This is a genomic window from Kitasatospora sp. NPDC005856, from assembly GCF_040629945.1.
GTDB lineage: Bacteria > Actinomycetota > Actinomycetes > Streptomycetales > Streptomycetaceae > Kitasatospora.
This window is the reverse complement of the sequence record NZ_JBEXWT010000015.1, coordinates 1-24888: the sequence shown is the minus strand read 5'-3', so window position 1 is coordinate 24888 and position 24888 is coordinate 1. Positions and strand designations below refer to the sequence as shown.

The 24888-nt window shown below is 74.6% G+C and carries 19 protein-coding genes; 7 read left to right on the top strand and 12 right to left on the bottom strand.

Annotation, left to right across the window (positions count from 1 at the left end; translation table 11 throughout):
• Positions 1-128 precede the first annotated feature (128 nt).
• Both ABZ449_RS12200 and ABZ449_RS12195 read right to left on the bottom strand, forming a co-directional pair.
• Positions 129-977, bottom strand: coding sequence for an ABC transporter permease (locus ABZ449_RS12200; protein ID WP_360344363.1), 849 nt, complete (start codon positions 975-977; stop codon positions 129-131).
• The gene (locus ABZ449_RS12195; RefSeq protein WP_360344360.1) at positions 974-1930 is read right to left on the bottom strand and encodes an ATP-binding cassette domain-containing protein; all 957 of its coding nucleotides are present in this window, start codon (positions 1928-1930) and stop codon (positions 974-976) included. Before ABZ449_RS12195 ends, ABZ449_RS12200 begins: the two co-directional genes overlap by 4 nt.
• Before the next feature lie 268 nt (positions 1931-2198).
• On the opposite strand from ABZ449_RS12195, the gene ABZ449_RS12190 reads away from it, so the two are divergent.
• Positions 2199-2591 (top strand): DUF302 domain-containing protein, encoded by a 393-nt coding sequence (locus ABZ449_RS12190; protein ID WP_360344357.1) that lies wholly within the window; start codon positions 2199-2201, stop codon positions 2589-2591.
• A gap of 10 nt (positions 2592-2601) precedes the next feature.
• Positions 2602-3444: a universal stress protein gene (locus ABZ449_RS12185; protein ID WP_360344354.1), complete on the top strand. Its 843-nt coding sequence runs from the start codon at positions 2602-2604 to the stop codon at positions 3442-3444.
• A 185-nt stretch (positions 3445-3629) separates the two neighbouring features.
• Here ABZ449_RS12185 and ABZ449_RS12180 read toward each other — a convergent pair whose 3' ends face one another.
• Both ABZ449_RS12180 and ABZ449_RS12175 read right to left on the bottom strand, forming a co-directional pair.
• The gene (locus tag ABZ449_RS12180) at positions 3630-4604 is read right to left on the bottom strand and encodes an alpha/beta hydrolase (protein WP_360344351.1); all 975 of its coding nucleotides are present in this window, start codon (positions 4602-4604) and stop codon (positions 3630-3632) included.
• A gap of 231 nt (positions 4605-4835) precedes the next feature.
• On the bottom strand, positions 4836-5387 hold the full coding sequence (locus ABZ449_RS12175; protein ID WP_360344349.1) for a DUF6300 family protein: 552 nt from the start codon (positions 5385-5387) through the stop codon (positions 4836-4838).
• A 278-nt stretch (positions 5388-5665) separates the two neighbouring features.
• On the opposite strand from ABZ449_RS12175, the gene ABZ449_RS12170 reads away from it, so the two are divergent.
• Positions 5666-6754 carry a branched-chain amino acid aminotransferase gene (locus ABZ449_RS12170; protein ID WP_360344346.1) on the top strand — a complete coding sequence of 363 codons (1089 nt, stop codon included), beginning with the start codon at positions 5666-5668 and terminating at the stop codon, positions 6752-6754.
• 80 nt (positions 6755-6834) lie between these two features.
• On the opposite strand, the gene ABZ449_RS12165 is transcribed toward ABZ449_RS12170, so the two are convergent.
• From ABZ449_RS12165 to ABZ449_RS12130, 8 genes are all read right to left on the bottom strand, one after another.
• Positions 6835-8412, bottom strand: coding sequence for a long-chain fatty acid--CoA ligase (locus tag ABZ449_RS12165; RefSeq protein WP_360344343.1), 1578 nt, complete (start codon positions 8410-8412; stop codon positions 6835-6837).
• 38 nt (positions 8413-8450) lie between these two features.
• Positions 8451-9368 (bottom strand): alpha/beta fold hydrolase, encoded by a 918-nt coding sequence (locus tag ABZ449_RS12160; RefSeq protein ID WP_360344340.1) that lies wholly within the window; start codon positions 9366-9368, stop codon positions 8451-8453.
• The gene (locus tag ABZ449_RS12155; protein ID WP_360344337.1) at positions 9365-10330 is read right to left on the bottom strand and encodes a beta-ketoacyl-ACP synthase 3; all 966 of its coding nucleotides are present in this window, start codon (positions 10328-10330) and stop codon (positions 9365-9367) included. The genes ABZ449_RS12160 and ABZ449_RS12155 overlap by 4 nt, the downstream gene beginning before the upstream one ends.
• A complete protein-coding gene (gene fabI, locus ABZ449_RS12150; protein WP_360344334.1) occupies positions 10327-11139 on the bottom strand; it encodes an enoyl-ACP reductase FabI in 813 nt (270 codons plus the stop codon). The genes ABZ449_RS12155 and fabI overlap by 4 nt, the downstream gene beginning before the upstream one ends.
• Positions 11139-12380, bottom strand: coding sequence for a beta-ketoacyl-[acyl-carrier-protein] synthase family protein (locus tag ABZ449_RS12145; RefSeq protein ID WP_360344331.1), 1242 nt, complete (start codon positions 12378-12380; stop codon positions 11139-11141). The genes fabI and ABZ449_RS12145 overlap by 1 nt, the downstream gene beginning before the upstream one ends.
• Positions 12377-12631, bottom strand: coding sequence for an acyl carrier protein (locus ABZ449_RS12140; RefSeq protein ID WP_360344328.1), 255 nt, complete (start codon positions 12629-12631; stop codon positions 12377-12379). Before ABZ449_RS12140 ends, ABZ449_RS12145 begins: the two co-directional genes overlap by 4 nt.
• Positions 12632-12775: 144 nt before the next feature.
• A complete protein-coding gene (locus ABZ449_RS12135; RefSeq protein WP_360344325.1) occupies positions 12776-13894 on the bottom strand; it encodes a radical SAM protein in 1119 nt (372 codons plus the stop codon).
• A gap of 48 nt (positions 13895-13942) precedes the next feature.
• Positions 13943-14662 carry a Phenylacetic acid catabolic protein gene (locus ABZ449_RS12130; RefSeq protein ID WP_360344322.1) on the bottom strand — a complete coding sequence of 240 codons (720 nt, stop codon included), beginning with the start codon at positions 14660-14662 and terminating at the stop codon, positions 13943-13945.
• Between the two features lie 397 nt (positions 14663-15059).
• Between ABZ449_RS12130 and ABZ449_RS12125 the strand changes: the two genes are divergently transcribed.
• The 4 genes from ABZ449_RS12125 to ABZ449_RS12110 form a co-directional block, all read left to right on the top strand.
• Positions 15060-15518 (top strand): PaaI family thioesterase, encoded by a 459-nt coding sequence (locus tag ABZ449_RS12125; protein WP_360344319.1) that lies wholly within the window; start codon positions 15060-15062, stop codon positions 15516-15518.
• Between the two features lie 154 nt (positions 15519-15672).
• Positions 15673-15840, top strand: coding sequence for a hypothetical protein (locus ABZ449_RS12120; RefSeq protein WP_360344316.1), 168 nt, complete (start codon positions 15673-15675; stop codon positions 15838-15840).
• A gap of 255 nt (positions 15841-16095) precedes the next feature.
• Entirely contained in the window at positions 16096-17346 is a 1251-nt protein-coding gene (locus ABZ449_RS12115) for an MFS transporter (RefSeq protein WP_360344313.1), read from the top strand.
• A gap of 178 nt (positions 17347-17524) precedes the next feature.
• Positions 17525-24888 (top strand): SDR family NAD(P)-dependent oxidoreductase (locus ABZ449_RS12110; protein ID WP_360344310.1); only part of this gene is annotated, 7364 nt, incomplete at its 3' end.

The window sequence follows — 24888 nt, the reverse complement described above, 5'->3', positions numbered from 1 at the left end:
AACCGGGCCGTGGTGGCGGCGTGCTCGCTCACAGGTGGCACCTCCCTGGGTCCGCCGGGCTGTCGTGGTCGGGTGTGCGGCGACGGCTGTTCCCGGCGCCACGGGGGATGGACCCCGTTCCGAGTCTCTCAGGCGTCGGTGCGGACCAGCCGCACGGCCGCCGCGCCGAGGGCGAGGACCATCCAGCCGAGGAAGACGACCAGCCCCGCCGTCGGCGAGAGCGTGGTCGAGTCCCGGTGCAGGGCGAACATCGCCTCTCCCGCGTGGCTCGGCAGGTACGGGCTGAGATGGCTCTGCCAGGAGCTGGGCAGCAGCGACGTCAGCCCGGGGACCAGCATCAGCGTGGCCACCAGCACCGCGATGCCGCCGGCCACCGAGCGCAGCAGCGCGCCGAGCGCGACGCCGATCACGCCGACCAGCGCGAGGTAGAGCCCGGCGCCCAGGAGGCCTCGGACCACCCCGGCGTCGGAGAGGGTCATCGCCACCCGGGTGCCGGCGAGGACGCCGCTATCGGCGACGAAGACCGCGAACACACCGACGGTGCCGAGCACCAGCGCGATCAGCCCGTACACGGCGGCCTTGGACCAGAGCACCGGCAGCCGGCGCGGCACGGCGGCCAGGGTGGAGCGGATCATGCCGGTCGAGTACTCCCCGGCGGCGATCAGTACGCCGAGGACGCCGAGTGCCAGCTGGGCGAAGTTGGTGCCGAACAGGGACAGGCTCAGCGTGCTCGCGGCCGCGAAGTCCCGGTCCATCGGACGGCCGGAGGTCATCCGTGACTTGAACTGGTAGGCGGCGATCAGGCCGAAGGCGACCAGGAAGAGCAGGGCCAGCCCGAGGGTGATCCAGGTGGAGCGCAGCGACCACAGCTTCGCCCACTCGGAACGCAGCACCCGCACCGCCGTCACCTTGTACGCGGGGCGCGTGGGCCGCATGCCACCGGGGGCGGGCATCGGGCTCGGTGCCGTGGTGGTCATGCCGCGCTCCTCGGGGTCTCGCCGACGGGGGCGCCGCCGGCGGTGGTGGTCGTGCCGTGGTACTCGACGGCGTCGCGGGTCAGGTCCATGAACGCCTCCTCCAGGGAGACCGTCCGAGGGGTGAGCTCGAACAGGGCGATGCCGTGCTCGGCGGCGGCCAGGCCGATCTCGCGGGCCGTGCGCCCGGCGACCAGCAGTTCCTCCGAACCCGCCCGGCCGGTGATCTCCACACCGGGGCCGGCCAGCACGGCGCGCAGCCGGGCCGGGTCGGCGCTGACCGCCTTGACGACGTCGCCGCCGGCCTGGCGGACCAGCTCCTGCACCGTCGTGTCGGCCAGCAGCCGGCCGCGGCCGACGACGATCAGGTGGTCGGCGACCAGCGCCATCTCGCTCATCAGGTGCGAGGACACGAAGACGGTGCGGCCCTCGGCGGCAAGCGAGGTGAGCAGGTTGCGGATCCACCGCACGCCCTCGGGGTCGAGGCCGTTGACGGGCTCGTCCAGCATCACGGTGGCCGGGTCGCCCAGCAGGGCCGAGGCGATCCCGAGCCGCTGGCCCATGCCGAGCGAGAACGCCCCGGCACGCTTGCGGGCCACCGAGGACAGCCCCGTCAGCTCGATCACCTCCTCGACCCGTCGGCGCGGGATGCCGTGGGTGTGTGCCTGGGCCATCAGATGGTTGAAGGCCGAGCGGCCCGGGTGGATCGACTTGGCCTCCAGCAGCGTGCCGACCTCCTGGAGCGGCGCCGCGTGCTCGGCGTAGCGACGGCCGTTCACCCGTACCGAACCGCTGGTGGGCGCGTCCAGCCCGACGATCATCCGCATCGTGGTGGACTTGCCCGCGCCGTTCGGCCCGAGGAAGCCCGTCACCGTCCCCGGCCGGACCGTGAAGTCCAGCTGGTCCACGGCCGTCTTCTCGCCGTACCGCTTCGTCAGCCGGTGCGCTTCGATCATCGCTCACCCCTGTGCTCCGGGGCCGGTCCGTACCGGCCACCCTCGCGCACCACGCTACGTGCGGAGACGGCTGCGATCCGTGGTACCGGGGTCCGATCCTTGGCGCGCCCGTGGTACCGCGGTACCACCGCGACACCCCACCACGGCAGGCGGTCAGCGGTGCCCCGCCGGCACGGCCCGGACCTCGGCGGCCGAGCGGTCCGCTCCGGGAGGCGGCGGGCGCGCCGCCCGCCGATACTGGGGCCGCCCGGATTCTCAGGGAGGAACCATGGACTACGGTCTCGGCGTGCGGCTCGACCGGCCGTTCGCGCAGGCGGTGGAGACGGTCACCGCCGCGCTCAAGGAACAGGGCTTCGGCGTCCTGACCACCATCGACGTCCGGGCGACGCTGCGCGAGAAGATCGGCGCGGAGATCGAGGACTACCTGATCCTCGGCGCCTGCAACCCCGCCCTCGCCCACCGCGCGCTCGGGGCCGACCGCAGCATCGGGCTGCTGCTGCCCTGCAACGTGGTGGTCCGGACGGACGGCGACGCCACGCTGGTGGAGGCCGTCGACCCGCGGACGATGGTCACCCTGGCCGGCCCGGGCGGCGGGCTGGACGAGGTCGCGGACGAGGCGGCGCAGCGGCTGAACGCCGCCCTGGACGCGCTGCGCGGATGAGGAGCAGACCATGACCGCACCCGTCGTCGCCGGATTCGACGGCTCGCCCGAGAGCCGCGCCGCCACCGAGTGGGCCGCCCACGAGGCGGAGCGCCGCGGCTGCCCGCTCGACCTCCTGGAGGCCTGGCCGTGGCCGCACCGGGACGTGGTCGGCAGCGAGGAGACCTACCGGCACGCGCTGGCCCGGCTCTCGCTCCGGGCCGAGGAGTTGCGCCCGATGGCCGGTGCCGGGCCGGTCACCACGGCGATCGTCCCGACCGATCCGGCCGAGGCGCTGGAGGCGGCCGGGAACTCGGCCGCCGTGCTCGTCCTGGGCTCGCGCGGGCTGGGGGCGGTGCGCGGCTTCCTGGTCGGCTCGGTGAGCCAGGAGGTGCTGCGCCGGGCGAGCTGTCCGGTGGTGCTGGTCCGGGCGGAGGCGGCCGAGTCGGACGGCCCGGTGCTGGTGGGCCTGGACCTGACCCGCCCGATGGACGACGTGCTGGCCTTCGCCTTCGACGCGGCCGCCCGGCGCCGGGCCCCGCTGCGGGTGGTGCACATCTGGTCGCGGCCGGTCGCCACCGAGTACACGGCGCTCCAGGCCGTCGGGCTGGAGGGCGACCTCTCCGCCGTCGAGCGGGACCGTTTCGCCGAGCAGCTGAACCCCTGGCGGGAGCGCCACCCCGAGGTACCGGTGAACGCCGAGCTGATCCAGGGCAACCGCTCCGTCGCCCTGGTGGACGCGGCGGCGGGGGCCCGGCTGCTCGTGGTCGGCCGTCGGGTCCGCCGCACCCTGCTCGGCGCCCACCTCGGCCCGGTCGCGCACGCCGCGATCCACCACGCGGTGTGCCCGGTCGCCCTCGTCCGGCACGCCTGACCGGGGCGGAACAGCGGCCGGGGCGCACCGCTACCGGTTGCTGCGCGGGCCGTCGGCCGGCACGTGCGCGGCGGAGCGACGCTGGAGCACCGGGCCGTGCCGGTCGAAGGCGGTGCGGGACGGCCCGGCCGGGCAGGGGCGGCAACGGGAGTCCCCGGCCACCGGTGGCCCGCCGGCCCGGTCGCTCAGCGGGTGGCACCGCGGCGGGCGATGCGGGTGAGCAGCGAGCCGGACACCAGCGCGGCGGCCCCGACGGCGCCGAGCGCGGCGAGGGCCTGTCCGTGGGAGCCGGTCGCGGCGAGCTCGGCCGGGGCCGCACCGTCACCGGCGAAGCCGGCGGCCTCGCGGATCTGGCGGACCACGACGTCGGGGTGGGACATCATCGACACGTGCGAGGAGTCGATCTCGACGGTGCGCGACTTGGCGCGCCTGGACTCGAAGCGCTCGAGGTCGGGGGCGATGGCCCGGTCCTGCCGGGAGACGACGAACCAGGACGGGATGTCGCGCCAGGCAGCGGCGGTGGCCTTCTCCGCGAAGCCGACCTGGGAGACCGGGCGCTGCTCGGCAGCCATCAGCCGGGTCCGCGATTCGGGCAGGTCGGCGGCGAAGACGGCGCGGAACCTCTCGGTCTGGATGTAGAGGTCGACTCCGCCACCGCCACTGCCCGCGAAGAGAACGGGGTTGAGCGCGGTGGCGAGGTCACTGCCCGCGAACTTCGTCGAGAGCTCGGCCGGGGACTCGCCCACGTCGGGCGCGAAGGCCGACACGTAGACGAGTGCCTTCACGTTCGGGTTCCCGGCGGCGGCCTGGGTGATGACGGCTCCGCCGTAGGAGTGGCCGGCCAGCACGATCGGGCCGCTGATGCTCTTGAGCACGCTGGCCACGTAGGCGGCGTCCTCGGTCAGCCCGCGCAGTCCGTTGGGCGGGGCGAGGACGGTGAACCCGTCGTCCATCAGGCGCGCGGCGACGTCGTTCCACCCGGAGGCGTCCGCGAACGCGCCGTGCACCAGGACCACCGTCGGCTTCCCCCCGCCGCCGCCCGGCCTTCCTCCGGTTTCGGCGGCCGTGGCCGGAGACGCCCCGGCGGCGACCGCCGCACAGGTCGCCAGCGCCACCACTGCGGCGGCGGACATCGAACGGCGGGACTGCGATATGCCCATGGTTCCTGCCTTCAGCAAGGTGAGAGGGGGGGTTGGAACCACCCTGTTCACACCCCTGCCCGGGCGGCACACCACGCTGCGCACGCGGGTGAATCCGCACCGCTGTTCGAGTTCCGGTACGGCAGCACCGGGTTTCGGCACCGGGCTTCGGCACCGGGCTTCGGCACCGGGTTGCAGCGCCGGCGACACCGCGTCGACCGACGCGGGCAGGAACGATTCGGCCCACGCTGTTCAGAGCTCACCGGCTCTGAACCGAGCCGCCTCGTCCTCCAGGTCCGCCAGGTCGGGCATGCGGTGGCGTACGGCGCTCACCCATTGGCGGACGAGCGCCCCGAGGTCGGCGAGGCGGCTCGGGACCGGGGCGCAGAGGAGGGCGAGGAGGCCGGTCGCCGCCGGGTCGTCCTCGTCGCAGGCGGGGCAGAGAGCGGTCTCCTTGAAGCCGGTCACCTGCTTCCCGGCCTGATTCGGCCAGGAGTGCGGGTAACGGGCGGTCAGGAGCGCCTGGTTCCCGCAGCGTCGGCACGGCGGGAGGGCCATGGTGCGGACCTCGACGGCGGGAGCGGGCTCGCTCGGAGGTGTCATAGCCGACCCACTCCGGGCTTCGGCGCCGGGATCGACGACCCCGGCGAGCGCGGCGGACGGGGCGAGCGGGCCGGACGTGCCGTTTTCGCGGTCGGGCGGAAGCGCCCCGATGACGCCCCGGCCGTGCACGAACGGGCGGCCCGGGGTGCGGGAGGAGTCCTCGATGGCGTTCCTGGTCTTGATCCTGCCGAAGGTGTTCACCCATACGGTCTACCCGCTACCGTCCGTGTCGATCACCGAGGACGCCGGTCTCGGGGACGGTTCCCGGCGCCACGGCGAAACGGGCGGCAGCCCGCGTGCCGGAGCACTCCGGGTCGTGCCGGATCCGTTCACTCCCCGGAACGTGGCAGCGGTCTCATGACGACTCCGGCCAGGTCGCGCCGTGTCACGTCCGGCTGACGACCGTTAGCATGACGGGTATGGCGCCGATCGTTGGCGCCGGTTCGCACAGATTCCACAGCGGTGTTGAGGAGTTGACGATGAGTCGAGGTTTCCCTCTGGTCCGGAGGACCGATCCCGTCTCCGAGCAGGAGCGACGCACCGTCCTCGCCGCACCGGGGTTCGGCAAGTACTTCACCGACCACATGGCCACCGCCACCTGGACGCCCGCCGAAGGCTGGCACGACCGCAAGGTCTCCGCGCTGGCCCCGTACTCGCTGCACCCGAGCGCGGCCGTGCTGCACTACGCCCAGGAGATCTTCGAGGGGCTGAAGGCCTACCGCCACGCCGACGGCAGCGTCTGGCTGTTCCGCCCGGAGTTCAACGCCCGCCGCTTCGCCCGCTCCGCCGAGCGGCTCGCCCTGCCGGTGCTGCCGGAGGAGGACTTCCTCACCAGCGTCGAGGAGCTGGTCCGCGCGGACGAGGCGTGGGTGCCGGACTCCGCCGACGAGAAGAGCCTCTACCTGCGGCCGTTCATGTTCGCCTCGGAGGCCTTCCTCGGCGTCCGGCCCGCCGAGCAGATCGCCTACTCGGTCATCGCCAGCCCGGCCGGACCGTACTTCGCCGGCGGCGTCACCGGGATCACGCTCTGGGTCAGCAGCAACTACACCCGCGCCGGGCGGGGCGGCACCGGCGCCGCCAAGTGCGGCGGCAACTACGCCTCCAGCCTGGCCGCGCAGTTGGAGTCCCGCGAGCACGGCTGCGACCAGGTGCTGTTCCTGGACGACACCGGCGGCGAGGGCGACCTGGAGGAGTCCGGCACGATGAACCTGTGCCTGGTCACCTCGGCCGACGAGCTGGTCACCCCCGCGCTCGGCAACATTCTCGACGGAGTCACCCGGGACTCGATCCTGGCCCTGGCGGGCGAGTTCGGGCTGACCCCGGTGGAGCGCTCGATCACCCTCTCCGAGCTGCGGGCCGGTGCCGCCGACGGCACGATCACCGAGGTGTTCGCCGCCGGGACCGCCGCGGTGGTCACCCCGATCGTCGGATTCAAGGGCGAGGGCTACGAGTTCACCATCGGCAACGGCTCGCCGGGCAAGCAGACCCTCGCGATCCGCGAGCACGTGCTGGACATCCAGTACGGGCGCGCCGAGGACGTCCACGGCTGGATGCGGCGGGTGGTCTGACCACCCCGGGCGGCCCGACCGGGCCGCCCGACCCTCCGGGGCCCGCCCGGCTCCGGGCCCGCCCGGGTTCCCTGGCCCGCTCAGCTCCCGAGCCGGCTCAACTCCCCCTCGGGCACGACGACCTCACGCTTGAGGATCTTCCCGGTCGACCCCTTGGGCAGCGCGTCGACCGTCCAGACCAGCCGCGGGTACTTGAACGGGGCCACCCGCTCCCGGACGAATCCGCGGATCTCCTCCGGGGTCGCCGAGGCTCCCTCGCGCAGGACCACGGCGGCGGCCACCTCCTGGCCGTGGGTGGGATGGGGAACGCCGATCACCGTGGCCTCGGCGACCGCCGGGTGCTCGTACAGCACGTCCTCCACCTCCCTCGGGTAGACGTTGAAGCCGCCGCGGATGATGACGTCCTTGCGGCGGTCGACGATCCGGAAGTCGCCCCGCTCGTCGCGGGTGCCGAGGTCCCCGGTGTGCAGCCAGCCGTCCCGGACGGTCCGCGCGGTGGTGTCCGGGCGGCGCCAGTAGCCCTTCATCACGTTGTGGCCCCGGATCACCACCTCGCCGACCGTGCCGTCCGGCACCTCCCTGCCCGACTCGTCGACGATCCGCATCCGCACCCCCTCGATCGGGATGCCGATGGTGCCCGCGATCCGCTCCCGGTCGCTGCGGTTGGCACAGGCCAGCGGCGAGGACTCGGACAGCCCGTAGCCCTCCAGCACCACGCAGTCGAAGTCGGTCTCGAAGCCGCGCAGCACCTCCGGCGGCATCGACGCGCCGCCGCCCAGGCACACCCGCAGCGAGGAGACGTCGTGCCCGGCGCGCTGCGGGTGGGTCAGCATCAGGGTGTACATGGTCGGGACGCCGAGGAAGACGCTCACCCGGTCGCGCTGGATCACCGAGAGCGCGACCAGCGGGTCGAAGCGCCGCACCAGGGTCATGCACGCCCCGACCGCCACCGCGCAGTTGAGGCCGATCACCTGGCCGAAGGAGTGGAACAGCGGCAGCCCGCCGAAGACCACGTCCCGCTCGACCATCCCCAGCACCCGGACGCCGGCCCGGACGTTGCACACGATGTTGCGGTGGGTCAGTTCGGCGCCCTTGGGCACCCCGGTGGTGCCGGAGGTGTAGAGGATGACCGCGGTGTCCTCTCCCCCGCGTCCCCCGGTCCCCGGCAGCCCGTCCGGCTGCCGCGCGAGCGTCGCGGCGAGGACGGAGGGCTCGACGGGGACCAGCCGGGTGCCGGTGCGCCGCGCACCCTCGACCGCCTGCTCGGCGCCCGCGTGCCAGGCGAGCAGCACGGCGGCCCCGGCGTCGGCGAGGCAGTGTTCGATCTCCCGGGCCTTCAGCAGCGGGTTCATCGGGACGACCACCGCCCCGGCGCGCAGGATGCCGTAGTACAGCACCGCGAACTCCGGCACGTTGGGCAGCAGCACGGCCACCCGGTCTCCGGGCGCGACGCCGAGCGCGGCCAGCCAGTGCGCGGCCCGGGCGCTGCGCGCGTCCAGGTCGGCGAAGCTCAGCACCTCCTCGTCCAGCCGCAGGACGGGGTGCTCCGGGCAGCGCGCGGCGGTCGCGGTGAGCAGATCGGGAATGCCGTACGGGAGAGCGGCCGGACCGTACGGATCGTCGGCGCTTCTGTCGGACGGGGTGGGGACGGCGGACATGCGGACGCTCCTCGGGGCGGCGGGGCTCGGTCTGGTCCTCATGCGGTCGGGTGGGCGCCGCGCTGCGACGCGGCGCCCTCGCGGGCGCCCTCGGCCGCGGCGAGCAGCCAGGGGGCGATCCGCTCCACCAGCCCGCGGTTGTGCCGGATCCAGCGGAAGTGGTCCAGCGGGCGGCCGTCCGCCTGTTCGGCGGTGTAGCTCCAGCGCTCCACCCGGGCCCGGGGCAGCTTGGCGCACAGGTGGTCCACGGCCCGCGGCGGCGCCAGTTCGTCGCCCTGCACGTCCACGGCCAGCACCGGCAGGTCGACCCGGGCCAGCGCCCGTTCGTAGTCGGCGACCGCTCCGCGCACCCGGTAGCGGCCGGTGCGCATCTGCCGCGCCCAGTCCCGCATCAGCCGGGCCGACTCGCGCCCGCCGAAGCCGAACCGCTCGCCCGGCCAGTGGCCGACCACCGCCGAGGCGACGACCGAGAACTGGCTCAGCGCCAGCCGCCGCAGGCCCGCCCGTGGGCCGAAGGTCCGGTACCAGGCCGATCCGCTGGCCACCAGCACCGCTCCGGCGAGCCGGGGCCGGTACACGCCGCAGTGCACCAGGCCCAGCTGACCGCCCAGGCTGTGCCCGAGCAGCAGGCGCGGCGCGCCCGGGAACGCCTCGGCGACCGCGTCGAGCACCGCCCCGAAGTCGTGCTCGACGAGCTCGCGGAAGCCGAAGGAGATCCCGCGCCGCGGCACCGGCCGGCTCTCGCCGTGGCCGCGCAGATCGCAGGTGGCCACGCTCAGGCCCGCCGTGTGCAGGGCGCGGACCAGCGGGGTGTAGTGCCGGGCGGCCGTTCCCATCGCCGGCAGGACGACCACCACCGGGGCGGCCGGTTCGGGCCGGGCCAGTGCCCGGACGGTGAGCCGGGCCCCGTCCGGCGCGGCGATCTCGGCGATCACGGGGAACCGGGGCGTCTTCACCTCCGCCCCTCCCCGCCGGCGCCGGCACCCGGCCGCCAGCCGATCACCCCGGCGCCCCAGGTGATGCCCGCGCCGAACGCGGCGAGGCCCAGCAGCTTCGGGCCGTCCAGCAGGCCCTCCTCGCGGGCGTGGGTCAGCCCCAGCGGGATCGAGGCCGCCGAGGTGTTGGCGACCCGGTGGACGTTCAGGTAGAGCCGTTCGGGCGGCAGCCCCACCTCCTTGCCGACCGCGCGCACGATCCGCGCGTTGGCCTGGTGGGCGACGAACAGGTCGAGGTCCTCGCAGGTCAGGCTGCGCCTGGCGAGCACCTCCCGAGTGGCGGCGGACATCTTCTCCACCGCGTGGTCGAACACCTCCCGGCCGTCCATCCGCAGCTTGCGGTCCTCCCGGTCGGCGTAGAGCAGCGGGATCTGCTCTCCGTCGCTGCCGAGCGAGAAGCACGGCTCGGGCGCGCCGGGCACGTCGGCGACCACGGCGGCGCCGGCTCCGTCGGCCAGCAGCACCGCGGTACCGCGGTCCTCGTGGTCGGTGATCCGGGTCAGCGCGTCGGCGCCGCAGACCAGCACCGCCTCGGCCCGGCCGGTCTCGATCAGCGCGGCGGCGTGGTCCAGGCCGTAGACGAAGCCGGCGCAGGCCGCGTGCAGGTCGAAGGCGGTGGCCTGCGGCATGCCGAGCCGGGCGGCGACCTCCACCGACACCCCGGGGGTGACCCGGTCGGGGGTGATCGTGGCGACCACCACGTGCCGGATGCTCGCGGCGGTGCGGCCGGAGGCGCGCAGCGCCTGTTCGGCGGCGGCCACCACGAGGTCGGCCAGCCGGCCGTCCGGGGCGAGGAAGCGGCGCTCCTCGATGCCGGTCCGTTTGACGATCCACTCCGGGGAGGCACCGATCCGCTCGAAGTACGCGTTGGGGACGACGCGTTCGGGCAGGGCGGCGCCCACGCCCACGATGGCGGCCGTCATGCCGCGCCTCCTTCCGCGAAGGCCGGGCCGGTGCCCATCCGGACGGCGTGCATCCCGCCGTCCGCGTGCAGGATCTCCCCGCTGACGGTGGCGGCGAGGTCGGAGAGCAGGAACAGCACCGGTCCGACCACCACCGCCGGGTCGGTGCGGTCCCAGCCGAGCGGGGCCTCGGCCTGCCAGCGGTCGGCGATCCGGTCGAAGGTGCTGATCGCCTGCCCGGCGACGGTCTCCACCGGGCCGGCCGCCACCAGGTTGACCCGGATGCCGGACGGGCCGAGGTACATCGCCAGGTAGCGGCAGACCGCGCCGAGCGCCGCCTTGCTCACGCCCATCCAGTCGTAGCCGGCCCAGGCGCCGGAGGCGTCGAAGTCCAGCCCGACGACGCTGCCGCGCCGGCCGTCCGCGGTGAGCAGCGGGGCGAGCGCGGTGGCCAGCGAGTGCAGGGAGACGGCGGCCGTGCGCAGCGCGAGGCCCGCGGCCTCCGGCGGGGTGGTGAGGAAGTTGCCGCTCAGCGCGGTCTGCTGGGCGGCGGCGACGGCGTGCAGCACGCCGTCGACCCCGCCCCAGCGCTGCTCCAGTTCCTTGACCAGCCGGGCGAAGTCCTCGGGGCGGGTGACGTCCAGCTCCAGCACCTCGGTGGGGCGGGGCAGGACGCTCGCCGCCTTCTCGGTGATCCGCCGGGCCCGGCCGAAGCCGGTGAGCAGGACCTCCGCGCCGGCCTCCTGGAGCGCCCTGGCGGTGTGCCAGGCGATGGAGTCCTGGTTGAGCACCCCGGTGATCAGATAGCGGCGTCCGTGGAAGCCGAGCATCACTCCTGGCCTTTCGTCGTACCGGGCGCGTCGGCCGCCGCCAGCACCAGGGCCGCGTTGTGTCCGCCGAACCCGAAGGAGGTGGAGAGTCCTGCCCGGCGGCCGCCGGGCAGGGTGGGGGCGGCGAGCGCGGTGGCGCGGTGGATCAGGTTCAGCGGGCCGAGCTTCTCGTCGGGCTCGCGCAGCCCGACGGTGGGCGGGGCGGTGGCGTGGCGCAGCGCCTGCAGGGTGGCGATGGCCTCGACCGCGCCGGCCGCGCCGAAGAGGTGGCCGGTGCAGGACTTGGTGGAGGAGAGCGGGATCGCTTCCAGGGCCGGTCCGAGCGCCAGCCGCAGCGCCTCGCACTCCGACCGGTCGTTGAGGACGGTCCCGGTGCCGTGGGCGTTGAGGTAGCCGAGCTGTCCGGGGGTGACGCCGGCCGCGTCGAGCGCCAGGGTGACGGCGCGGGCCGCGGGCTCGCCGGTCGGGTCCGGGGCGGTGAGGTGGTGGGCGTCGCAGGTGGCGCCGTAGCCGAGCACCTCGCCAAGCACGGTGGCGCCCCGGGCGGCGGCGCCGGCCCCCGTCTCCAGCACCAGGATCCCGGCGCCCTCGCCGATCAGCAGGCCGTCCCGGTCGCGGTCGAAGGGCACCGAGCGCCCGCTCTCGGACAGCGCGCCGGCGGTCCGGAAGGCGGCCCGCACCAGGTCGGAGGTGGACGCCTCGGCGCCGCCGACCACCACCGCGTCGGCCGCGCCGGCGGCGAGCAGCAGCAGGGCGGTGCCGATCGCCTGGGTCGCGCTGCTGCAGGCCGAGGCGAGGCAGAGCGCCTCGCCCCGGAAGCCGTACCGCTGGGCTATCTGCGAGGCCGCGGCGTTGGCCATCATGGCGGGCACCATGAGCGGGGAGACGAACTCCCCGCCCTGCTGCCGGAGCACCTCGGCCTGGCTCTCGAAGCTCGCCGTCCCGCCGAGCGCGCAGCCGACCACGCAGGCGACCCGCTCGGCGGGGTAGGGCGGCGGGCCGTCCGTCCATCCCGCCTGGGCCAGGGCCTCGCCGGCGGCCGCGAGCGCGAGCTGGGTGAAGCGGTCGGTGCGGCGGATCTGCTGGCGCGACAGGTGGTCGGCGGGCCGGAAGTCCCGGCACAGCCCGAGCCCGTCGGCGAGCCCGCTCTCGCCGGCCACCGCGCGCCGGTGCAGCTCGTCGGCGCCCACTCCCAGCGGGGTCACCGCGCCCAGGCCGGTGACGACGGCCCTGGGACTCACTCCAGACCGGCCTTGCGGCGGCACAGGGCGAGCACCTCGCCGACGGTGTACAGCTGGTCGAAGTCCTTGGGCTTCACCGGGATGCCCAGCTGCTTGCGGATGGACTGGCTGAGCTCGACCATGTCGAGCGAGTCGATCTCCAGCTCGTCCAGGAAGGCGTCGTCGACGATGCCCTCGCGTTCGACGCCGAGGTCGACCAGGGCGTCGACGACGAAGTTCTCGATGGCGGTGCGGTCCAGTGTGTCGGGCATGGCTCTCCTCGTCCGCGCGGGGCGGCGGTGGCGGTGCGGGGGACGTGCGGGCGGTGCGTACGGCGTGCCGGCGGTGCGTACGGCGAGCGGGCGGTGCGCATGACGTGCCGGCGGTGGGTGTGACGTGCGGCCGGGGCGGCGGGCTCAGGCCGTGGAGCCGGCCTTGGTGGCGTGGTACGGGGCCCAGTGCCACTGCCGCCAGTAGCTCTCGGCGATGTCCAGCCACTGCTCCAGCCGGGCGGCGTCGTCCAGGAAGCGGTTGGCGCTGACCACCAGCCAGCTGTAGACGGCCTGGCTGTCCCGGCAGCCGCCGCAGTCGCCGGAGGTGCAGCAGAACTGGAGCGACTCGTAGTCGGCGCCCCACACGTTGAAGCCGGGGATGACCGGGTTGCCGTTGGCGACGCGGTCCTCGTGCTCGGGGGCGTCGACACTGAGGCTGGGGCAGACGTCGTAGCCGAACCGGCCTCCCCAGTGCGTCCGGCCGGTCACCAGGGTCTCGATGAAGTACGGGTGGCTCACCACCGCGTGCGGGTACAGCTCCTTGACCCGCTGCGCCTCGTCCAGCACCCGCTGCTCGTTGGCGATCTTCAGCGGGGTCTCGGTGCCGTGCTCGCTGTAGAAGTTGAAGGTGACGATGTTGCCGTTCTCGGCGATCTTCCGCACGGTGGGCTCGATGTGCTCGACCCCGGCCTCGGCGAGCGCGTAGATGAACAGCACCCGCTGGTCGTCGCGGTAGTGCGAGAGCGCGGTGTCGAACAGGCCGGTGAACTTGGAGCCGTTGACCCGGATCGCGCGCAGGTCGTCGTCGAGCGGGCCGCCGCCGAAGATGCTGACCGCGATGGCGATCTTCTCGAAGCCCTGCTTGGGCATCGGACGCAGGCCGTTGGTGGAGATGGTGATGTACGGCAGCTGTTCGACGAAGGCCTCGACCCGGCGCGGGACGAGGGTGGGCTCGCCGCCGATCAGGGTGGCCTGGTTGACGCCGTCGTCGGCGAGCTTGCGGGCGAAGGCCCGGATGCGGTCCAGGTCGGACAGCTCCTTGACGGCCGTGTCGAAGCCGCCCTCGAAGTACCAGCACCCCTTGCAGCGGATGTTGCAGGTGTTGGTGAGGTGGACCTCGCAGGAGCGGACCTCTCGCCCCAACCGGCGCAGCCGGTGCAGGCGTTCGGCCAGGTCGGGCCGGTCGGCGATGAGTTCGGCGGTGCGCACCTTGGCCTCGCGCCGGCTCAGCGGGCGTCGTTCGATGGTGACGGGTGTTGCCATGACGGTGGGCTCCTCGGGAGTCGCGGGATAGGCGTGCTGCTGCGACTGCTACTCCGGGAGGCGCAGACCCAGGTTCTTGATGCGCGGGGTGACCTTCTCCCGCCACAGGTCGCAGGCCTGGCCGTTGGTGGTCTGCCGCAGGCCGAAGCGGACCGCCAGCCTGGCGCGCTCGGAGCGCGGGCTGCCGAAGATCCGGATGAAGGTCGGCCAGAGCCGGTCCAGGGCCTGCTGGAGCTGCTCGCGGCCGTCGTCGGTGGCGGCGAGGTTGCGGCACACCCGGGCGCCGTGGGCGATGTGCACCTTCTCGTCGAGGACGATCGTGCGCACCGCGTCGGCCCAGGGCCGGTAACTGCTCTGCGCGAACTCGGAGATCATCACCATGGCCGTCTCCTCCCCGATGTAGGAGAAGATCCCGCGCTCGGCCCAGGTGGTGCAGTTGTGGAACTCCTGGGCGCGGAACAGGTTCCGCTCGGCCAGGGTCTGCTTCTCCATGTAGCCGGTGTCCACGCCGATCTCGGCGAGGACCCGCTTGCCGATCTTGTAGTGGTCGTACTCCTCGGCGGCACGCTCGGCGCAGACCTGCCGCTCCTCCGCGTCGGGAGCCAGCGGCAGGAAGACCTGCACGTAGTCGTCACCGCCGGAGAGCTCGCCCTCGGTGTTGACCACCATGCCGCGGATCGCGATCTCCCGGTACTCCTCCGGCATCGCCAGGAACTCGTCGGGAGTGCGGACCACCACCGCCTCGTCGTCCGAAATGGAAATCCCCATGGCACAACACCCCGTTTCTGAAGCAGGACCCTGAAGCAGGACATGGTCGGGCGTGAGCGGCCGGGGCGGCTTCACCGAGGCCCTCGATGACGACCACAAGGAAAAGGACGCCGCCCCCCAGCGGCCGGCGGAGCTTCGCAGCGGCTCCGCTCAACTGCCTCGGAGCGTAGGTGCTGGTTTTTGGGCCGAACAAGGTCCCTCACGAATCGAGCCGAGCGGATTCGGCCACCGGGCACCGCCGGAGCGGCTGGTTCCGGCCACCATGACATCCGCACGACATGCGCAATTTCCTTTCCCGTCAAGGATCTTGGCGGGTGACCACGGCAAACGAAGCTGGCCGGAAGCAGGCCTGGACCACTCCGGGCGTACCGCCGGGCCGACGGTTACGCTGAGCGCCATGACCACCGACTCGAACACGGCGGTCGCCACCGTCGACGTCCTCCTGGGCCCCGAGCGGCTCAATGAGCTGATCACCGACCAGTTCCCCGACTACGCCGCCTGCCGGGTGACCGAGGTGGACGGCCACGCCCTGACCATGGCGGTGGACGGCGACCGGCTGCGCACCCGCCCGGGCGGCACCGTGTCGGGCCCGGAGCAGGCCGGACTGTGCGACCTGGCAGCGTTCCTCCTGATCAACGCCCGGCTCGGACCAACCCTGATGGCGCTGACCAGCTCGCTGCAGATCAGCTTCCTCAACCGGCCGCGGCCGGGGGCCCTGCGGGTGCGGGCCAGGACGGCCAAGTTCGGGCGCCGGCTGTGCGTGGTCCTGGCCGAGCTGCTGGATGCCGACGACGTCCTGGTGGCCAGCGCCACGCTGACCTACGCGATTCCGCCGGCCCGGCCCGACACGGCCTGACGCCCCTCCTCACGCCCCTTTTCCTTCCCGCACCGGCGCCGTCCTGCCGCCGCTCCGACTCCGGCGGCAGGACGAATCCGACATCATGAATACGGGGTGGGGTATATTGGCGGAGTGGCCCCGCCCCCTGGGGGCCCGGAGAACGGAGTACGAGATGTGCCGACGAGTCGCCTGCCGCACCTGCGGGAAGCCGACCTTCGCCGGGTGCGGGATGCACGTGGAGCAGGTCCTGGCCGGGGTGCCCAAGTCCGCCCGGTGCGACTGCGCCGCGCAGGGCCGGGCCGGCAAGGGCTGGTTCGGCAGGCTGTTCGGCCGCCGCTGACCCCCACGCCGGCCGTCACGCGCCCGCCGATCCCGCACCGACCACCCCGGGCCGACCGTCCCGCCCGTCCGTACGCCAACAACTGGCCAGGGTGGCGCGAAAGATGACAGCAAGTCGGCCTAGTTCACGATCTTTTGGACAGGAAATGATCTAAGCATTGATCTGGCGCCCGTTCACCCTCTAAATTGCGGTGCAATGTCACACTGAACCGCCATATGTGGCGCGCCCGGGGGGATCACGGTGCCGGACACCGCATTGGAAGCACCGCACCAGGCCGCGAGCAAGCTGCCCCGGGTCTTCTACCGGCTGGCCGCAGGCGACGCCCTGAACACGTACGGGAGCCAGCTCGACCTGGTAGCGCTGAGCCTGTTCGCCTACGAGGCCGCCGGGAACGCCCTCGGCACGGCCGGGTACCTGGTCCTGCGGCTGGGCGGGGGCGTCGTCGGCGGGCTGGTCGCCGGGCGGTTGGTGGCCCGGCTGGAGCGCCGGAGGCTGATGACGGGCTGTGCCCTGGCCCAGGCGCTGGCACTGGTCGTCGTCGCCCTCGTCCCGGCCTCGCTGCGCATCCCCGTCCTCTACCCGCTCGCCGTGGTCCTCGGCGGCGCCGCCGCGGTGGCCGCCGTCTCCTTGCGGACCAGCATCCCCGAGATGGTCGGCGCCGGGCGCCGCGCCCGCGCCAACAGCCTGATGGCGAGCTGCCGTTCCACCGCGATGGTGCTCGGCTTCGCCTCCGCCGGCGTGGTGGTGGCCTGGGCCGGGTTCCGGGCCGCGCTGCTCATCGACGCGGCCAGCTTCGTCCTCTTCGGGGCACTGGTGATCCGGCTGCCCCTGCCCACCCGGTCCGCACCGGCGGAGGAGCCCGCGGCCCAGCCGGACGAACCCGCGCCGAAGACCGGGAAGCGCGCGCCCCGGTGGCAGGCACTGGTCGTCCTGCGGGCCGCTCCGGTGGTGGGCGCCATGGCGGGGATCCGGCTGCTGGACGCCTTCGGCTCCGCCGCCCACAACATCAGCCTGCCGGTCTTCGCCAACCAGTCCTCCCCCGGCAACCCGGCCGCACTGCTCGGCACCTTCTGGGCCACCTGGGCCATCGGCAACCTCTGCGCCCAGCAACTCGTCTCCCGGTTCATGCTGCGCCGGGGCATCGAGCCAGGCGAGCGCGGCTTCGCACTGGGCACCTGCCTGATGTCCGCCTGCTTCATCCTGATCTTCACCGACCTCCCGACCCCGCTCTTCCTGCTGGTCGCGATCGGCGCCGGCCTCGGCGACGGCTTCACCGAGATCTCCTACACCACCCGGATCCAGGCGCTCGCCGACGAGCGGCGCGGCGAGGCCTTCGGCATCCTCGCCTCCGCCGAGAACGTCGGCATGGGCACCGGGATGCTGCTGAGCGGCTCGCTGCTCACGCTGCTCAGCCCGCTGACCGTGGTCGGCGTCTCGCACGCCGTCCCGATCGTGCTGGCGCTCGCCTTCCTGGTGCTGGTCGCCCGCACCCGCCGCCGCCGCTGAGCGGCCCGCCCACCGACCTCCGCACCGCCCCGGCGGCCCCGCACCGCACCGCGTCACCGACCACTCGCACCACTCCCGCGCCCCCACGCTGTAACGCGACACCCGTCTCCGCTCCCCTCCCTGCCCCGGGGCGGCCCACACCCGCGCCCCGGCACCGATCCGAAAGGTGCCGAACCTCATGAGCCCCACCGGTCCCGACCACGGCCGGCTGCGCACCCTGGAAGCCCGACTGCTGCTGCGCCCCGAGATCGCCGACTGCGCGCTGCTCCCCGTCGAGCACGAGAACGGCCGCCCCGGCCTGCTGGCCTACCTGGTGCCCGCCGTCGACGGCGATCCCGAGGCCCTGCGCCGCCGGGCCGCTGCCGCCCTGCTGGACGCCGACCCGAGCGCCGAGGTGCACCTCCTGGACGGCATCGTCCGCACCCCCGAGGGCGAACCCGACGCGGCCGCCCTGGCCGCGGCGCTCACCCGGGCGCCGGCCGCGCCCGGCCCCGCCCTGCGCCACCTGCGTGAACTCACCGACCGCTGGCGCCCGTTCGGTGAGGCGTCGGCGACGGCCGGCTCCGCCCCGGCGGAGCCGACGGCCTCACCCGCGGGCCCCGGGACGGAGGCCGTCGGCGCCCCGCTGCCCGCCCCCGCGCCGGACGCCCCCCGGACGCTGCCCGAGGCACTGCTGCGCGCCGCCGACCTGCACCCCGACCGGGGGCTGCACCTGGTCCGGGCGGGCGGCGATGCCACCCGCCTGACGTACCGTCAACTCCTCGCCAGGGCCCGCGAGATCCTCGCCACCCTCGCCTCATCCGGAGTGCGGGCCGGGGACCGGGTGATCCTCCAGGTCCCGGAGCCGGAGCTCTACTTCCCCACCGTGTGGGCCTGCCTGCTGGGCGGGGTGCAGCCGGTGACGGTGGCCCGCCCACCGGACTACCACGAGCGCAACCCCGTGCTGGAGAAGCTCTGGCACGCCTGGCAGACCCTGGAGGAGCCGCCGGTGCTCGCCTGTGGGCCGGCCGTGGCCGGACTGGAGCGGCTCGGGGAACTGTACCCGGCGCCTGGCCTGCGGGTGATCGCCGTCGACCGGCCCGCCGACGGCGACCGGCCCGCGGCCGCCGAGCACGCCCCCGTCCCCGGCGACGTCGCTATCCTCCAGCTGTCCTCCGGCAGCACCGGTCGGTCCAAGGCGGTGCAGATCACCCACCGCGGCATCCTGGAGTACGTGGCCGGAGCCGTCTCCCAGGGCTGCGACCCGGGCGACACCACGGTCAACTGGCTGCCCCTGGACCACGTCGCCGGACTGCTGATGTTCCACCTGCGCGACGTGGTGCTGGCCGCCGACCAGGTGCAGGTGCCCACCGAACTCGTGCTCGCCGACCCGCTGGTCTGGCTGGACGCGCTGGAGCGCTACGGGGCGGCGCACTCCTGGTCCCCCAACTTCGGCTTCCGGCTGGTCGCCGAGGCCGTCCGGGCGGCCGGACCCGCACGCCACTGGGACCTGTCCGCGGTCAAGTCGCTGATCAACGCCGGAGAGCAGTGCACCGAGGCGGTGCTGGACGAGTTCCTGGCCGCCACCGCCCCGTTCGGCATCCGCCCGGAGCACCTGCTGCTGGGCTGGGGCATGGCCGAGACCTGCACGGTGATCACCTACAAGCGCTACCACGAGGACGGCGCCCGCCGACTGGTGCGCACCGACTCGCTGAGCGGCCGGCTGGAGCCCGTCGACCCGGACTCGGCCGAGCGCGGCACCGCCTTCCTCAGCATGGGCCGGCCCGCGCCCGGCACCCGGATGCGGGTCACCGACGACGACGGACGGGTGCTGCCCGAGCACTGGGTCGGCCGGCTCCAGGTCCGCTCCGGCCGGGTGACGCCGGGGTACCTGAACAACCCGCCCGCCAACCAGGAGGCCTTCGTCGGCGACGACTGGTTCGACACCGGGGACCTCGCCTTCCTGGCCGACGGCGAGGTGGTGCTCACCGGCCGTCGCAAGGAGATCATCATCGTCAACGGGGTGCACTACTTCTGCCACGAGCTGGAGGACGTGGTGGCCACCGTGGCGGGGGTGCGCTCCGGGCACGTCGCGGCCTTCGGGGTGCCGGACGAGCGCACCGGCACCGAGCAGCTGGTGATCGCCTACGTCCCGAGCGATCCGGACGCCCCCGCGCCGCCCGTCGCCGCCGAGGTGCGGCAGCTACTGGCGGCCCGCCGGCAGCCGGCGCCCGCCCTGGTGCTGCCCGTCCCGGCGGCCGACTTCCCCCGCACCACCAGCGGCAAGATCCAGCGCACCGCGCTGCGCCGCCGGCTGCTGGACGGCGAACTCGACGACCACATCGTGGCCCTGGACCTGGCCGAGGCCAACGCCCGGACGCTGCCGGACTGCGTGCGGCAGCTCGGCTGGGAACCCCGCCCGGTTCCGGAGGCCACGGCCGCTCCACTCGCTGACGAAACGATCCTGCTGCTCGGCCCTTCCGGCCCCGGCACCCTCACCGAGGCCATGGCCGCCGCCCTGCCGAACGCCCTGGTGGTCGACCGGCCGCCGACCACCGACCCCGAGGACTGGCTGCGGACGCTCGGGGACCGGCCGACCGACCGGCTGGTCTACCTGTGGAGCGCGACGTCCGACGGGCCGGCCCAGCCGGACGAGGCACTGCTCGCCCTGCTCCGGGCGCTCCCGGCGCGGGCCCCGGTCCGCGAGCTGGTCTCGGTCAGCGCCGGGCTGCACGCCGTCCTCCCCGGTGAACTCCCCCGGCCGAGGGCCGCGTTGACCGCGACACTGACCGCCGGAGCGCGGGCCGAGCAGCTGGTGCCCGCCGCCCGGCACCTCGACCTGCCCGGCGACACGCCGGTCGCGGAGCAGGCCGCCGCCCTGCTCGCCCTGCTCACCGACACCCGGCCCGAACCCGAATCCGCCTGGCGCGCCGGCCGCCCCTGGGTCCCCCGGCTGCAAGCGGCCGAGGCCGCCTCCGAACCGGCCGGGGCGGGCTGCTCGCTGCTCACCCCCGGCGCCCGCTACCTCGTCACCGGCGGCCTCGGCGGGATCGCCGCCGAGCTGCTGCCCGGGCTGCTGCGCGAGTACGGCTCCCGGCTGCTGATCGTCGGCCGGAGCGACCTGGACGCCCCGACCGCCGAGGCGGCCGAACGCCGGGCCGCGCTGCGCCGACTGGCCGCCCAGGGCGGTCAGGTCAGCTACCGCCAGGCGGATGTGACGGACCGTCGGCAACTGGCGGAGGCCGTCGCCGCGGCCGAGCGGGAGTGGCAGGCTCCGCTGGACGGCGTGCTCCACCTGGCCGGCGGCTACCGGCTCGCGCTCCTCGCCGACACGGACACCGAGGGCTGGCGCGAGGCCGTCCGGACCAAGGCCGAGGGCACCGACCACCTCATCGAGCTGGTCAAGCAGCGCCCCGGCGCCCAGTTCGTCGCCTTCTCCTCGATGATCGGCCTCCAGGAGGCGGTCGGCTCCACCGGGTACGCCGCCGCCAACCGCTACCTGGAGAGCACCGTCGAGCGGATGCGCCGGGAGACCGGCACCCCGGCCTGGACGATCTCCTGGGGCCTGTGGAGCGGGATCGGCATGAACCGCGACACGGAGAACGAGCAGGCCGCCGCCGGACGGGGCATCGCCGTACTGAGCGCCGCGCACGGCCGCCGGCTGGCCGCCCTGCTGCTGGCCGGCGCCCCGGGCCACCGGTACGCCGGCCCGGACCCGAGCTCCCCCGCCGCCCGGCGCCGGCTGCTCGCCACCGCGCCCCGCCCGGTGACCGCCGCCGAGACCCCGTCCACGCCGTCCACGCCGGCGCCGGGAGACCGGCCCGCCGCACGGACCACCCCGGGCCCCGGGCCCACCGCGCCCTCCGGGCTGCGCCGGCTCGTCCTGGACGCCTTCGAGTCCGTCCTCGACACCCCGCTGGACCCGGGCCGCCCACTGGCCGAACTCGGCATCGGCTCGCTCCAGTTGATGCGCGTGCACGGGGCACTCAGCGCCGCGCTGCCCACGCCCCCGGCACCCACCGAGCTGTTCCGCCACCCCACCGTGGACGCCCTGATCGAGCACCTGGCCGCCGAACCGGCCACGCCCGCCGCCGCTCTCCACGCGCCCGTCACCGGGCCCGGCGACGACCGCCGGGTGGCGATCGTCGGCCTGGCGCTGCGGCTGCCGGGCGCCGACACCCCCGAGCAGTACTGGCGGAACATCGTCGAGGGCGTCCGGAGCACCACCCGCTTCACCGAGGAGGAGCTGGCGGCCGCCGGACTGCACCCGGAGGAGTACCGCCACCCCGACTTCGTCCCGGTCACCGGCGCGCTCACCGACGTCGACCACTTCGACGCCGAGGCGTTCGGCATCAGCGGCGCCGAGGCCGCGCTGATGGACCCGCAGCAGCGCCTGCTGCTGGAGATCTGCCGCCAGGCCCTGGAGGACGGCGGCTACGACGCACCGGACCCGGAACGCCGGGTCGGGGTCTTCGCCGGCACCGGGATGACCCTGTACGCACTGCGCAACTACTACCAGCACACCCTGGCCGCCACCGCCGACCCGGCCGAACCGGTGTCCGCGCTGCAGACCGCGATCGGCAACCAGGCGGACTTCGCCGCCACCCGGGTCGCCTACCGGCTGGGCCTCACCGGTCCCGCGATCGGCGTGCAGACGGCCTGCTCCACCTCGCTGGTCGCGGTGCACCTGGCCGTGCAGTCCCTGCTGGCGGGTGACTGCGAGCTGGCCCTCGCCGGGGCCGCCGCCCTGCACATCCCGCAGGCCGCCGGCTACCGCTACGAGGAGGGCTCGATCCTCTCCCCCGACGGCGCCTGCCGGGCCTTCGACGCCGACGCGGGCGGCACGGTCGGCGGCAACGGCGTCGCCGCCGTCCTGCTCAAGCGCCTCGACCGGGCGCTGGCCGACGGCGACACCGTGCACGGGGTGATCCTCGGTTCGGCCGTCAACAACGACGGCGGCCGGAAGGTCGGCTACACCGCGCCCAGCGTGGACGGCCAGGCGGCCGTGGTCGGCCGGGCGCTGGACCTGGCGGGCGTGCCCGCCGAGAGCATCGGCTACATCGAGGCCCACGGCACCGGCACCCCGCTCGGCGACCCGATCGAGTTCCGGGCGCTCGCCCAGGCGTTCCGCGCCCGGACCGAGGCCGCCGGGTTCTGCTCGCTCGGCTCGGTGAAGCCCAACATCGGCCACCTGGACACCTGCGCCGGGATGGCGGGCCTGATCAAGGCGCTGCTGGTGCTGCGGCACGGCACCGTCCCGCCGCTGGTGAACTTCACCAGCCCCAACCCCGCGCTGGAGCTGGACGGCAGCCCGTTCCGGCTCGCCGCCGAGCGCCGCGACTGGCCGGACGGCCCCACCCCGCGCCGGGCCGGGGTCAGCGCCCTGGGCGTCGGCGGCACCAACGCCCACCTGGTGCTGGAGCAGGCCCCGGCCACCGCCGCGGTGCCCGCGCCGCGCCCGGCCCCGACCGTACTGCCGCTGTCGGCCCGCACCGCCCAGAGCCTCACCGAGCTGGCGGGGCTGCTCCGCGACCGGCTCGACGCCGAACCCGCCCTCGCGCCCGGGGACCTGCCGCTCACCCTCGGCGCCGGCCGGCGCGCGCTGCGCCACCGGCTGGCCGTCACCGGCCCCGACCCGGCCGCCCTGCGCAAGGGCTTGGACGCCTTCCTGGCGGGCCGGCCCATCGCCGCCGCGGCCCACCGCGAGACCGGCCGCGCCGAGGTCCGGCCGGTGCTGCTCTTCACCGGCCAGGGCGCCCAGTACCGGGGCATGGCCGCCGAGCTGTACCGGGCCTTCCCGGTCTTCCGCACCGTCCTGGACGAGTGCGACCGGCTGCACCGCGAGAGCTGGGACGAGCCGCTGCTGCCGCTGCTGCTCGACCCCGCCCCGCAGGGTACCGACGCCACCTGGACCACCGAGGCGGCGCAGCCCGCGCTGTTCGCCCTCCAGGCAGCCTACCTGCGGCTCTGGCAGGAGCTCGGGGTGCGTCCCGCGGCGGTCGCCGGGCACAGCGCCGGGGAGTACGCGGCCTTCCACGCGGCCGGCGCGCTCGACCTGGCCGACGGGATGTTCCTGACCGCGCTGCGCGGCCGACTGATGCACCGGCTGACCGAACCGGGCGCCATGACGGTGGTCCCGGTCGGCCTGGACCGGCTGACCGGGCTCGGTGACTGGCTGCCCGGGGTGGACCTGGCCGTGGTGAACGGCGAGGGCCAGTGCGTGCTGGCCGGCCCGCCGCGCGAGATCGCCGCCGCCGAGGCCGTGCTGGCCGCCGACGGGGTCACCCCCGAACGCCTGGCCACCGACCGGGCGTTCCACTCCCGCCTGCTCGATCCGATGCTCGACCCCTTCCGCGACCAGCTGGCCCGGCTGCGGCTGCGGCCGCTGGCCGTCCCGCTGGTCAGCAACCTCGGCGGCGAGGTGCTGGCACCCGGGACCGTCCCGACGCCCGAGTACTTCCTCCGTCAGACCCGGGAGACCGCCCGGTTCGACCAGGTCCTCGCCGCCCTGGACGGCCAGGACCACGAGCTCTTCCTGGAGATCGGCCCGCACCCGACGCTGACCGGCATGGGCCGCCGGGAGCTGCCGCAGCGCCACTTCGTCGCCGGCGGCCGGCGCGGCGCCTCGCCGGAGCAGCAGTTCGACGCCGCCGCGGCCGCGCTGTGGTCGTACGGCGTCCCGATCGACTGGGCCCGCTTCGCCGCCGCCCGGGACTGGCCGGACGGACCGGCCCGCCGCGTCCCGCTGCCCACCACCGTCTTCCAACGCCGCCGCCACTGGTTCACCGCCCCTGCCAGGCCCACCACCGAGGACCCCGCCATGCGCCAGGACCCACCCCAGCAGAGCGCACCGGCCGCGACGCCGGCCGCCGCACCTTCCTCCGCACCGACGCCGAGCCCCGAGGAGCTCGCCGAGCAGGCCGTGCTGCGGCAGGTCGTCGAGCAGACGGCCCGCCAGCTCGGCTACGACGAGGCCTCGGTCGGGACGGACGAGCCGTTCTTCGACCTGGGCGCCGACTCGCTCTCGATGATCAACATGATCCGGGACCTGGAGCGCGCGTTCCGGGTGCGGGTGTCGATGCGCGAGCTCTTCGAGGCGGCGGACACCCCGGCCCGGCTGGCCGGGCTGATCGCCTCCCGGCTGGAGCCGGCGGTGCTGGCCACGCTGCTGCCGGCCGCCGAGCCGGAGCCCGTGACGGAGCCCGAGCCCGCCGCAGTACCGGTGCCCGCGCCGGTGGCGGCCGCGGCTCCGGCGGTCGAGGCCCCGGTGCCTGCGGCGCCCGTTCCCGTACATCCCGCCCCAGCCCTCCGGACCGCCCCGGCCGTCCAGGCGCCGGCGCCGACCCACCAGCCCGTGCCCGTCGCTCCCGCCGCGCCGCAGGCGGCCCCCGTCGCGCCCCAGCCGGTGACCGACGGCACCGGACTGATCGAGCGCCAGCTCGCGCTCCTCGGCCAGTTCTCCGACCTGATGCGCGACCAGCTGGGTCTGCTGGCCGGCGGCGCGCCCGCCCTGCCGCCGGCGCCCGTGCCCGCGGCCCTGCCCGCGGCGGCCGTACCCGCCAC